We start from the raw sequence: 11667 nt of genomic DNA on the forward strand, positions 1-11667 counted from the left end.
CGTGTGTGCTGCCCTCGATCGGGATTCCCTTGTGCCGAGGGTACCGCCGGCACGCGCATCTCACCGCGCGTACATCCGAGCAACGGACCGGGGGGCCGCACTGTTCCGTAACGGCCCTCGGGGACGTACCGGCGGGCTACCGGACACCTGCCGATCAGCGGTGCCGGCCCCGCCTGACTCGGGTGAACCGGCCCGTGACCTCCCCGGAACCCGTGTCGTGGCCGGGCCTGACCGGGGGACGGATCCCCGCCTCGCGGCCCGTCAGGCGCGCCGGGCGATCGCCTCGGGCGTGAGGGTGCCTACGAACGGCAGGGTCCGATAGTGCTCGGCGTAGTCCAGGCCGTAGCCCACGACGAAGGCACTCGGGATGTCGAACCCGACATAGCGGACGTCGACGTCCACGGTGATCGCCTCGGGCTTACGGAACAGCGCCAGCACCTCCAGCGACGCCGGCCCGCGCGACCGCAGGTTCCGCAGCAGCCAGGAGAGGGTCAGCCCGGAGTCGATGATGTCCTCGACGACCAGCACGTCCCGGCCCTCGATCGACCGGTCGAGATCCTTGAGGATGCGGACCACACCGGAGGACGACGTCGTCGAACCGTACGACGAGACGGCCATGAACTCCATCGTGATCGGCACCGACAGGGCCCGGGAGAGGTCCGCCATCACCATCACGGCGCCCTTGAGTACGCCGACCAGGAGGATCTCGCGACCGGCGTAGTCCGCGTCGACGCGGGCCGCCAGCTCCGCGATCTTCGCGGCGATCTCATCCCGGCTGACCAGGATCTCGTCGATGTCGGGATGCGCCCGGGGCGGCCCGCCGGCCGGGATCGAAGTGCCGTCGTGGTCGGGCTTCGCGGTCGCGGCCTGGCTCACCGGCCTGTCCTCCTCGTTGCGCGCTGGGTCGCCTGGTCCTCGGTCGCCCGACGCCGGGGTGCCTGGCGTCAGAGTGCCCGACGCCGGGGCGCGGGACGTCGGTCCGCCACGCTCACCGGGCGCGCGGACCACACCGGGACGGCCCGGGTGGCCCGCACCGGCCGGCATGTCGGGACGGACCGGTGCATCCGGGCCGACGAGGGCGATCCTGCCACCGGTCCGGCGGGCGAGCACCCCCGACGGCAGCGGGACGGGCTTCTGCCCGCGCCAGCGGGTCACCAGGTCCTCGACGGCCCAGATGTGGTCGGCGCGCAGCGCGGACGCCGACGACCCGGCCGCCAGCGCGGCGCGGCGCAGGACCCGGCTCCGCAACGCCTGTGTCAGGCCCGCGAGGGCCGCCACGTCGAACTCGACCCGCGGCCCCAGCTCCGCCTCCGCCGCCAGCGGCGTGCGCGGTGCCCGTGGCGCCGTGGCATCCGCGGCGCTCCCGGCGAGCTCGGCGTAGACCGACTCCGCCTGTGCCTCGAGCGCGTCCGCGTCCGCCCGCAGCAGGTCGGCTGTGCGGGCCAGCGCCTCGGCGATGCCCGGCCCCAGCTCCGCCTCCAGCACCGGCAGCACGGTTGACCGTGTCCGGGCCCGGGCGAAGGCCGGGTCGGCGTTGGTGGGGTCGTCCCAGAACTCCAGGCCGAGAGACTGGCAGGCCTGGCGGGTCTGGTCGCGCCGCAGCCGCAGCAGCGGGCGGCGGATGGCTCCGTCCGTGGCGGGCATGCCGCTCAGCGACCGTGCTCCCGAGCCGCGGGCGAGCCGCAGCAGGACGGTCTCGGCCTGGTCGTCGAGGGTGTGGCCGAGCAGCACCGCGTGCGCGCCCAGGCGCTCGCCGGCCGCGAGCAGCGCGGCGCGGCGCGAGTCCCGGGCCGCGCCCTCGGATCTCGGTGACGGTGCGGCGAGCACCTCCACCGGGGACAGGCCGAGCAGCCGGCCGCTCGCGGCGACCTCCTCGGCGCGGGGTCGTGAGGTGTCGTCCCATCCGTGGTCCACCGTCAGGAGCCCGGCCCGCAGCGCGCGGCGGGGAGCCACGAAGGCCAGCGCGGCGGCGAGCGCGAGTGAATCCGCTCCGCCCGAACAGGCGACGAGGACGAGGCCGCCGGGTGGGACGTCGGCCACCGCGTCGCGGACGGCCAGCCGCACCGCGGCGACGGCCGGAGCGGGCATCCCCCGGCCCCGCCCGAGCGCGGCGGGCTGTGGACCGTGCGTCGGCCGGACCGTCACGCGGGCCGAACCGTCACGCGGACATCGACGGGCGGGTGCCGAGCACCCGGAGCATCCACGCGCCCGGGTCGGTCAGCTCAGGGCGGGTGGGCAGGGTCTGCGGCGACTGCCAGACGTGGTTGAAGCCCTCCACGCCGACCTCGGCGACCACGGCGCGGACGAACGCCCCGCCCTGGCGGTACTGCTGCATCTTGAGATCCAGCCCGAGCAGGCGACGTAGGAAACGGTCGATGGGCGAGCCGCCGGAGCGCCGGTTGTCGAACTTGCCGCGGATGTCGGCCACCGTCGGCACGACCTGCGGGCCGACCGCGTCCATGACCTGGTCGGCGTGCCCCTCGAGCAGGGTCATCAGCGCCTGGAGGCGGTCGAGGACGGCGCGCTGCGCCGGGGTCTGCAACGCCTCCACGACGCTCGGCGTGTCCGGCCCGTGGTCGCGCACGGCGCTGCGCAGCGCCGTGACGGCGGAGCGGAGCCGGTCGGCGAGGACTTCGGGATCGAGGTCGGTCGCGCCGATGAACGCCGCGATCTCGGACTCGAGGTGCTCGCGCAGCCACGGGACGGCGGTGAACTGGCTGCGGTGCGTCTGCTCGTGCAGGCAGACCCAGAGCCGGAAGTCGCGCGGGACCACCCGCAGGGTCTCCTCGGCGTGGGCGATGTTCGGCGCGACGAGGCTGAGCCGCCCCACCGGGGTCGGAGCGCCGGGCTTCGCCAGGGACGGGGCGCTCGCGGCGCCGCCCGCCTCATACTCCTCCGGCGGGAGGAAGACCTCGAACTGGCCGAGAACCTTGCCCGCGAGGTAGGCGAGCGCGGACCCGACCTGGACACCGGTGACCCGCCGGCCCACCGCGGCGGCGAGCCGGCCGCGGCTCTGGTCGGAGAGCTTCTCGATCAGGGGCGTGGTGGCCACGCGCAGCCCGGCGACGTTGGAACGAACCCACTCCGGCCGGTCGACGACCGCGATCGGGGTCGGTGGCCCGGCGGGGACGAGCTGGGTGTAGTCCTGCACATGGCCCTCAGCGATGACAGCCAGGCGCCGGAGCTCCGAGACGATCTCGTCCGCCTCCGCCCGGCTTCGCTGCGGCCCTGGTCGGACGAGCTTCTTCGCCGTCGTTACGGCGAGTTCCCAGTCCACCAGCTCAGCGTCCACGAATAGGAGCGTACCGGGCTTCCGGCCGCTTCGCCCGCCCGATCGGACGACGCCAGTCGGGCCCGGGGAGCCGTCCGTGGTGCCTGCCGTTGAGGTCGGCAGGGCCTGTGGTGTTCTTTGTTGTCCGATGACCTAGCCGCCCGGCGGCGCCGGTGGCCCGGCTGATGGCGGCCCGGCGCCGGCCGGCGGACATCCGCAGGAGGCGAGGGCCGCCGCGACCCGGTCCAGCGCCATCTTGGTCAGGCCCTGCTCCTCGACCGGGGCGAACAGCCCGAACAGCAACAGCCGTCCGTCGCTGTCGGTCACCATGCCGGCGAGGCTGGTCACGATGCGCAGGCTGCCGGTCTTCGCCCGGACGACGCCGGCCCCCGGCGAGGTGTCACCGGGGCCGTACCGGTCGCCGAGCGTGCCGGTGAAGCCCGCGACCGGCAGCCCGGACAGGACCGTCCGCAGGGCCGGATGACCCGGCAGGGCGGCCGTCCGCAGCGCCGCGACGAGCGTCGCCGGGGCGATCCGGTTGTCGATCGAAAGTCCGCTGGTGTCGCGCAGCGAGGCGCCGTCGGTCGGGATGCCCGCGTCGCGAAGGGCGCCGAGCACGCCCCGGGTGGCCCCGTCGAAGCTCGCCGGAAGCCCCCGGGCGATCGCGACCTGACGTCCCAGGCTTTCCGCCAGGTCGTTGTCGGAGTCGGTGAGCATCCGCTCGACCAGGACCGGGATCGGCGGGCTCTGCACGGACCCGACCTCGCGGGCCGCCGCGTCCGCCCGGCCCGTCGAGACCGAGCCGACGGACACGCCGGCCGCGGTGAGGGCCGTGCGGAACGCGGCCGCCGCGGTGGCGTCCGGGGTCAGGCTGCGCGGCCCGGCGGCGCCGGGTGTGGCACGCCCCGCGTCGACCGACAGCGCGGACACCGGGGTCACGTTCCCGTCGGTCACGTAGCCGTCGCGCCAGCCGGGTGCCATCCCCGGGCCCTCGTAGGCCGTCCCGTCGCCGACCACCGCGCCGACAGCGGTGATGCCGGCCTTGCGGACCTGCTCGGCGAGGTCGCTCAACCGGGCCGCCGGCGGGTACCCGGCCGCCCCGGTCGCCGCGGTCAGGGTCGGATCGCCCGCGCCGACCAGCCAGAGCGTGCCGCCTGGGGCCAGGGGCGCCCGGCCGGGCACAGTCGCCGACCCGGTGGTTGCCGCAGGTGACCCCGCGGTCGCCGCGGGTGGCGCGCTGGCCGGCGGGAGGTAGACCGCGCGGGTGCGCAGGCGGGCGTCCGGATCGAGCGTGGTGAGCGCCGCGGTCGCCGTGGCGATCTTGACCGTGGACGCGGGAGCGGTCGGCTCGGTGGGGCGGTTCGCGAGGAGCACCTGCCCGGTCAGCGCGTCGACCACCAGTGTCGCCGGGCCGCCCAGCACGGGGTCGGAGAGCGGCCCGAGCAGCCGCGCGGCCACCGCGGCCGGGTCGGCCTTCGGTGCGTCCGGGTCCAGCCCCGGCAGCGCGGACGCCTCGGCGCGTACACCCGGCGGGGCCGGTGACGCGCCGCCCGGAGGCGCCGCCGGACCGGGCGAGAGCGATCCGGCGAGCAGCGCTCCGGCCAGTGCCGTGAGGCCACCGGCCCGCGCGCCCAGCGGCACTGTGGTCACTCGGGAAGGTTACGCAGGTCGGTGTCGCGCGGGTGGCGCACTGCCGGTCACGTCCCGGCTTTCGTAAGGTGGACGGCCTCGCCCCGGCGACGGGAGAACGCGGTGTGCCTCCCGGCCGTCCGGAGCCCGCGACCGTGCTGGCCGCGTGGGTTTCCGGCGAGCGGGAACACCCCACGCGGGGGTGGCTCGGTCTCAGTCCGGGGTGGAACCGCTTCGGCAATCATGTGGATCGGGTACGAAGAAGGCCACACCATGGTGTGCGCCGCGGGGTGTGACAGGCACGATGGATGTCGCCCGGGGGCGCTCGGAGCCGACTGCGCGGCGCGCCTCGCGGGGCGTGGCCGTGCGATCGTGCGAGTGGCGGCGCCGTGCGGTGGCACCGCGGCCCGGTGGCCGCACCCCGCCACAGCGCGTCACCGCGCACAGGGCACAGTGGACCCGCACGAACCGCGGGTCCGGGTCTCGGCTTGACTACCGCGACCGAGTGACGCGCCACGCGGGTAGCGGCGCATCGCGAGACGGACGACCCATGGACGCCGGACACGGCGTCCTTCAGACACAGAGCCGGCCTTCGGTGCCGGACGGACCGAAGGAGACAGGGAACGGCGTGGACCTCGAGTTCGACGTGACCATCGAGATCCCCAAGGGGCAGCGCAACAAGTACGAGATGGATCACCACACCGGGCGCATCCGGCTGGACCGGATGCTGTTCACGTCCACCCACTATCCGTCCGACTACGGATTCATCGAGGGCACGCTCGGTCGGGACGGCGATCCGCTCGACGCGCTGGTTCTGCTGGAGGAGCCGACTTTCCCGGGCTGCCTCGTGCGGTGCCGCACGATCGGCATGTTCCGGATGACGGACGAGAAGGGCCCGGACGACAAGGTCCTCTGCGTCCCGGTGGCGGACGTCCGGCAGGAGCACCTGCGTGACATCCGTCACCTGCCGGAGTTCGACCGGCTGGAGATCCAGCACTTCTTCGAGGTCTACAAGGACCTCGAGCCCGGGAAGTCCGTCGAGGGCGCCTCCTGGGTGGACCGGGGGGCCGCCGAGAAGGAGATCCTCGCCTCGATCACCCGGCTCAAGGACTCCGAGGGCGTCGAGCACGGCGCGGACGAGGACGGCGCCGCGCACGCACACACGGCCTGACAACCACGGCGACGGCCACGCTCCGGCATCGAGCACGGCCGTCCCGGGCGGCCGGTGGGATTGCCCCCACCGGCCGCTGTGGCATGCCCTGAGGCAGGTGCGAGGGGGTTGGCCAGGCCGCCGCTGACGGTGAACGGCGCTGGCTGGGAAGAGAGTCTGAGCCGGAGGCGGGGATTGAACCCGCGACCTATCGCTTACGAGGCGATTGCTCTGCCACTGAGCTACTCCGGCATCGGCCAGGCGGCTGCGAGCCGGTGGGCTCCGGCGCCGTCCTGCCCGGACGAGTATGCCAGACGAAGACGATGTGGCGATCGGCGCCCGTCCGTGGTCCGGGCCCTGACGTGGCTCGCGCGCACGTCACCCTGGGTCGGGGTGGCCGGGCTGCCGGCGGGTGACGGGCTCGATCCGGTGCGTCCCGGATCCGGATGCGGTCCAGTTCGGTGGCTCGGTGTGTGCTGGGGTGTCCGTCGGCGGGAAGTCACCGCTCTGCCTGTCTGCGCACCCCGCCACATCCTGTCGACGTTCGGTTGTCCGCGGGATACGGAATGATCGGGACGCGCACTGATCGCATGTCTTGCAAGGCTTTCTGTTACGGATTTGAATGCTCGAACCCCCGCGCGTCGGCCGAAGGTGTCGAAAAGGCACCCCCGGTCGCAGTGGCTCCGGAGAGGTTGCGTAGGGTTTCGCACCATGACCGGGGCCGGGGAAGGTGCGCCAGGCACGACGCGCGGAGCGTCGCTGCTTGTCGCCGAAGACGACGAGGCATCGCGAATCGCGCTGGCACGCAGCCTTGAGCGATTTGGGTACCGGGTGCTCGAGGCCGCGGACGGCGAGGCAGCGCTGCGACTGTTCCAGACCACCGAGATAGATCTCGTTGTGCTGGACGTGGCCATGCCGCGGATGGACGGTTTCGCCGTCCTCAGCCGGCTGCGCCAGACAAGCGAAGTGCCGGTGATCATGTTGACCGGACGTGCCGAGGAGGTCGACCGGGTCGTCGGCCTGGAGCTCGGCGCCGACGACTACGTGGTCAAGCCGTACTCGTTGCGCGAGCTGGTCGCCCGGGTGCGTGCGCGGCTGCGCCGCCGGCCCGTCGAGGCGCCGCCGCAGCGAACGGGGGACGGCAACGAGCCCCTCATCTACGGCGACGTCTCGATCGACCTGCGCGCGCGGGAGGTGGCCGTCGCGGGTGAGCGGGTGGATCTCACCGCCCGTGAGTACGAGCTGCTGGCCTTCCTCGCCCGACATCCACGCCGGGTGTTCAGCCGCGAGGAACTGCTTGAACAGGTCTGGGGCACCCGCTTCCAGGACCCGGCGACCGTGACCGAGCACGTCCGGCGGGTGCGCACCAAGGTCGAGGGAAGACCGCCGCAGCGCCGCCTGGTCACCACGCTCCGGGGGATGGGCTACCGGTTCGATCCCTGAGATCCGGCTCCGTCGCCTCGCGTAGCTCCCGGTCACCCTCCTGGAGCTCGATGATCGATCCGTTCGGCACGGGTCGGCGCCGGTGGTGTTCCCGGTAGCCGCCCATGTCGAGCCGTTCGGCCGTGCCGGCGCGTGCCCGTAGGCACCAGTCCACCGCGCGGATGAACATGCCGTGGGTGAAGACCACGACAAGTCCCGGGGGCGCCTGGTGCAGCCGGGCGAGGAGCCGGTCGGCCCGGTCCATCAGCCCGGCGAACGACTCACAGCCCAGCTCGGGCCGGTCCACCGAGTACGGGTTCGCCTGGTGCCAGTACTGCCGCGCGAACGGCGCCCGTTCGAGGTCGGTCAGTTTCTGACCGTGGAGACTGCCCAGGTAGGTGAACTCCTGGACGTCCCAGACCTCCAGCGGGGTGGCCGGGAACCTGCGCGCGGTCGGTTCCGCGGTCAGCCGGGCGCGTAGGTACCAGGAGACCACGATCAGGGACGGGTCGTGGGGAATCATCCCGGCGACCGCGTCAGCCTGGCGCACTCCGAGGTCGGTGAGCCCGATCCCGTGCGGATCGGCCGACGGCTGCCCCGCGTTCGCCGTGCTCTCGCCGTGGCGTACCAGCCACACCCGCCGTTGCATGGTTCCCCCCATGTGGATGCCGCCGGCCGCGCCGGCGCGCGGTCATGTCGCGCTGTCTGTTTTGCCGCGAGCTGCCGTCCCGAAGTTCGGGCGGTCTGTGCCGCGTACGCCCTCAGTGCTCCGTGCGCCGCCGGGAACGGCGGCGGTGGGACCGCCCGCCGGCCGTGTCGGGGGAGCTGTCCTCGCCGCCGTCCGGCGCCGGGCCCGCCGTCCCCGCCGGCCCGGCTGGTTCCGCGGTCCCAGTTGGTTCCGCCGTGGCGGCTGGCCCTGCCGTGGCGGCTGGCCCTGCCGTGCCGGTCGGGTCCGCGGTGCTGGCCGGGCGTGCCGGTCCGGCGGCATGGGTGGCCTCGTAGGCCTTGCGTGAGCCGCAGACGTCCGCGCGGGAGCAGGCGTGCCGGCCCCCGCCGTCGAGGGCGACCGTCACCTGCTGGCGCGGCACGTCGTGCGCGACGACCCGGCCGTCCCCGTCCGGTGTGGACGCGCGGGCGCCCACCGCGGGGACGGCGGCGGTGAACTCCTCGTAGAGGGGATGCTCGTAGCGCAGGCAGCACATCAGCCGGCCGCACGCCCCACTGATGCGCATCGGGTTCAGTGAGAGGTTCTGGTCCTTGGCCATCCGCACGCTCACCGGCTCGAAGTCGGTGAGGAAGGTGGAGCAGCAGAGGTCCCGCCCGCAGGAGCCGATCCCGCCCTGGAGTTTCGCGCTGTCGCGGGCCGAGAGCTGCCGCAGCTGTACGCGGGCGGAAAGCGTCCGGTTGAGATCACGCACGAGGGCACGGAAGTCGACACGGTTCTCGGCGGTGAAGTAGACGGTGAAGGCGTTGCTGTCGGGGACCACGTCCACTCCGACCACCTTCATCGGCAGGCCGTGCTCCCGGACGAGCCGGCGGGCGGCGACCCTCGCCTGGGCGCGGCGCCGTCGGGCGGCGTCGTCACGGCGCAGGTCGTCCTCGTCCGCGAGGCCGGCCAGCACCGGCAGGCCGCCGACATCCTCGCTGACCCACTGCGGCGCCCACACGCAGGTGGCGACCTCGGGCCCCTCGTCGGTGGGCACCAGGACCCGGTCACCGACCCGCGGGCTGTACGGGCCCGGATCGGCGTAGTAGAGCCGGCCCCGGCGGGAGAAGGACACCGCGCACATCATCGGCATGCGACGTCCCGCCACCTTCCGCCCTCGGATGCCCGGTCCACGGAAGACTACGACGGGAGCGGCGGCGAGGCTCCCGGTTCGCCCATCTCGCCCGATGCGGGGTGCGACGGCTCCATTCCGGATGGAGACGGGTCGGTCGGCGCGCCCCGGGGCCGGCCGGTGTCATCCGATGCGGGCGCCGCCCGGGACCTGGTAGACGGCGAACGGGGCCACGATGACCGGGCGGGCGACGTTGCGCACCGGCGTACCGCCCGGGGTGCGTCCCGTCTCCTGGCCGTGGTGGGCGTGGCCGTGGACGGCGAGCGCGGTGGCGGGCGCGTCGGCGGCGCCCGCGCCGGAGCCCGGGGCCACGGAGCCCGGGATCACGCTGCCATGCCAGGAGCCGTCGGCTGGCGCCGGAGCGGGGCCGTCCGAGGGAAGGACCGACGCCGGCCCCGGCGGGTCGAGCGTGCCCGCCATGCCCGACCTGCGCGCTGCGGTCGCCCCGCGCCCGGGACCGGTGCCGCGCCCGGCTCCCGCCGCGCGTGAACCGTCGATGGCGGCGCCGAGCAGGGAGCTGCCGAGGAACCGGTGCAGCCCCGGCGCCTCGCCCGTCAGCGTCTCCCGCACGGGCGCGTAGTGGGTGAGGGCGATGCGGACGTCGGTGTCGAGCGAGGCGAGCGCGTCGCGCAGGTGAAAGGCGTCGGCCGCGGCGTCCTCGGGCGTCCGGCCGCCGGGCCCGCCGTCGGCCAGGTGGTTGTCGGCGAACCCCGTCACGCCCGCGACCCCGACCGGGCCGGCCGCCGTCCCGATCGTCGCCGCGGTGCCGTCGAGCACGATCGCGCCGGCGTCACCGAGCATCGCGGCGACCCGCGGGCCCTCGCCGGCGTCGTGGTCGTGGTTTCCCAGCACCGCCACGACCGGCAGGTCGAGCCCGCGGACAACCGTGCACAGCTCCGCCGCGGAGTCCAGCTCGCCGTCGTTGGTCAGATCACCGGCCAGCAGCAGGACGTCGGCGACGAGCGCCGCCCGCTGGTAGAGCGGCCGGAGCCGGAACGCGGATCCGGGAACGACATGGAGGTCGCCGACCGCCGCAACCCGCATGCCCGTCCTCTCCTCCGGTGGCGCCTGCCGCCGAACAGGTTCTTATGCGTCGCGCAGCGTGAGGGCAAGAGACTCGGCAGCCAGCTGCGGCACAAGACCCGGGTTGTCCGCCAGCGCCTGCCGTGTCGCCAGGACGGCCTCCCACCGGCGCAACGTCTGCTCCGGGGTGGCCGCGGCGGCCAGCTGGGCGACGGCGTCGGCCTGGTCGGGGTGCACCGGGGTGACCTGCCCCCGCAGCTGCTGGACCAGTACGTCCCGGTACAGCCCGGCAAGATCCACCAGGGCCCGGTCGAGGGAGTCGAGAACAGTGCGCCGCCCGCGGCTCTTCTGGGTCCGCTCCAGCTCCTTGAGTGCCCCGGCAGCGCCGCGGACCTGGAGAGACCTCGGCTTGGCCCCCGCCTTGGCACCCCGCGCGGACGTCGACCTGGTACCGGAGGACGTCGCGCCGACGCCCAGCGCCGTCTTCAGCGCCTCGGTCTCGACCTCGTCGCGCTCGGCGTTCGCGGCCTGCGCGTCGGCGTTCGCGGCGTCCACCAGGTCGGCGGCCGCGGCCAGGCAGTCGCCGACCCGCCGCAGCCGGGAGGGCAGGCGCAGCACCGACTCCCGCCGTGCGCGGGCCTGCGGGTCGGTGGCCAGCCTGCGAGCCTGCCCGACATGCCCCTGGGACGCCTGCGCCAGCACGGCGGCGAGATCCTCGGCTGTGCCCTCCCGTATGAGGACGTCGGCCACGTTCTTCGGGTTCGGCAGCCGCAGGGCGACCGACCGGCACCGGGAGCGGATGGTGGGCAGCACGTCGTCGACGGATGGGGCGCACAGCAGGAACACGGCTCGCTCGGCCGGCTCCTCCAGCGCCTTGAGTAGCGCGTTCGCCGCCGAGTCGGTGAAGCGGTCCGCGTCCTCAATCAGCAGGATGCGCCATCGGCCCGCGCTGGGGGTGCTGGCGGCGTCCCTGATCAGGGCACGGACGTCCCGCACTCCGATCGAGAGACCCTCCGGGCGGACCGTGCGAAGGTCGGCCGCGGTGTCGGAGAGGACGGTGTGGCAGCCAGGGCACTGCCCGCAGCCTGGCGGGATGTTCTCGCAGAGCAGGCCGGCGGCGAAGGCCCGGGCCGCGTCGGCGAGGCCCGAGCCGGCCGGGCCGGTGAACAGCCAGGAGTGGGTCATGCCCGCCCGGGCGGCGACCAGCGACCCACCTTCGGTGACCAGCGCCGCCGCCGTGGCCGCGGCGGTCAGGGTGGCGACGACCGCGTCCTGTCCGACCAGGGTGTCCCAGACCGTCACACCGTCATTGTCGTGCATCACCGCGACCTGAT

At 74.2% G+C, this 11667-nt stretch carries 9 protein-coding genes and 1 tRNA gene; 2 read left to right on the forward strand and 8 right to left on the reverse strand.

Translation table 11 applies throughout. The features are described 5' to 3' along the window. Positions 1-261 precede the first annotated feature (261 nt). From hpt to dacB, 3 genes are all read right to left on the reverse strand, one after another. Positions 262-2088, reverse strand: coding sequence for a hypoxanthine phosphoribosyltransferase (hpt, locus tag AC559T_RS24105; RefSeq protein WP_498870212.1), 1827 nt, complete (start codon positions 2086-2088; stop codon positions 262-264). Between the two features lie 70 nt (positions 2089-2158). Further along, the gene (locus tag AC559T_RS24110) at positions 2159-3292 is read right to left on the reverse strand and encodes a zinc-dependent metalloprotease (protein WP_071060918.1); all 1134 of its coding nucleotides are present in this window, start codon (positions 3290-3292) and stop codon (positions 2159-2161) included. A gap of 132 nt (positions 3293-3424) precedes the next feature. After that, positions 3425-4912: a D-alanyl-D-alanine carboxypeptidase/D-alanyl-D-alanine endopeptidase gene (gene dacB / locus AC559T_RS24115; RefSeq protein ID WP_498870213.1), complete on the reverse strand. Its 1488-nt coding sequence runs from the start codon at positions 4910-4912 to the stop codon at positions 3425-3427. A gap of 616 nt (positions 4913-5528) precedes the next feature. On the opposite strand from dacB, the gene AC559T_RS24120 reads away from it, so the two are divergent. Beyond that, the gene (locus AC559T_RS24120) at positions 5529-6071 is read left to right on the forward strand and encodes an inorganic diphosphatase (RefSeq protein WP_112108403.1); all 543 of its coding nucleotides are present in this window, start codon (positions 5529-5531) and stop codon (positions 6069-6071) included. A gap of 159 nt (positions 6072-6230) precedes the next feature. Here the strand turns inward: AC559T_RS24120 and AC559T_RS24125 are convergent. Continuing rightward, positions 6231-6302, reverse strand: a tRNA-Thr gene (locus tag AC559T_RS24125). Positions 6303-6761: 459 nt separating this feature from the next. On the opposite strand from AC559T_RS24125, the gene AC559T_RS24130 reads away from it, so the two are divergent. Next, a complete protein-coding gene (locus AC559T_RS24130; protein WP_012157746.1) occupies positions 6762-7493 on the forward strand; it encodes a response regulator transcription factor in 732 nt (243 codons plus the stop codon). Here the strand turns inward: AC559T_RS24130 and AC559T_RS24135 are convergent. The 4 genes from AC559T_RS24135 to AC559T_RS24150 form a co-directional block, all read right to left on the reverse strand. Further along, positions 7453-8121 (reverse strand): histidine phosphatase family protein, encoded by a 669-nt coding sequence (locus AC559T_RS24135; RefSeq protein WP_071066210.1) that lies wholly within the window; start codon positions 8119-8121, stop codon positions 7453-7455. The genes AC559T_RS24130 and AC559T_RS24135 overlap by 41 nt on opposite strands. 112 nt (positions 8122-8233) lie before the next feature. Beyond that, positions 8234-9271: a PSP1 domain-containing protein gene (locus AC559T_RS24140; protein ID WP_368951784.1), complete on the reverse strand. Its 1038-nt coding sequence runs from the start codon at positions 9269-9271 to the stop codon at positions 8234-8236. Positions 9272-9433: 162 nt separating this feature from the next. Continuing rightward, the gene (locus AC559T_RS24145; RefSeq protein WP_498870193.1) at positions 9434-10354 is read right to left on the reverse strand and encodes a metallophosphoesterase family protein; all 921 of its coding nucleotides are present in this window, start codon (positions 10352-10354) and stop codon (positions 9434-9436) included. 42 nt (positions 10355-10396) lie between these two features. Next, positions 10397-11653 carry a DNA polymerase III subunit delta' gene (locus AC559T_RS24150; RefSeq protein ID WP_498870214.1) on the reverse strand — a complete coding sequence of 419 codons (1257 nt, stop codon included), beginning with the start codon at positions 11651-11653 and terminating at the stop codon, positions 10397-10399. Positions 11654-11667 lie beyond the last annotated feature (14 nt).

The sequence above is a fragment of the Frankia sp. Hr75.2 genome (assembly GCF_949319125.1).
In the GTDB taxonomy this organism is placed as follows: domain Bacteria; phylum Actinomycetota; class Actinomycetes; order Frankiales; family Frankiaceae; genus Parafrankia; species Parafrankia soli.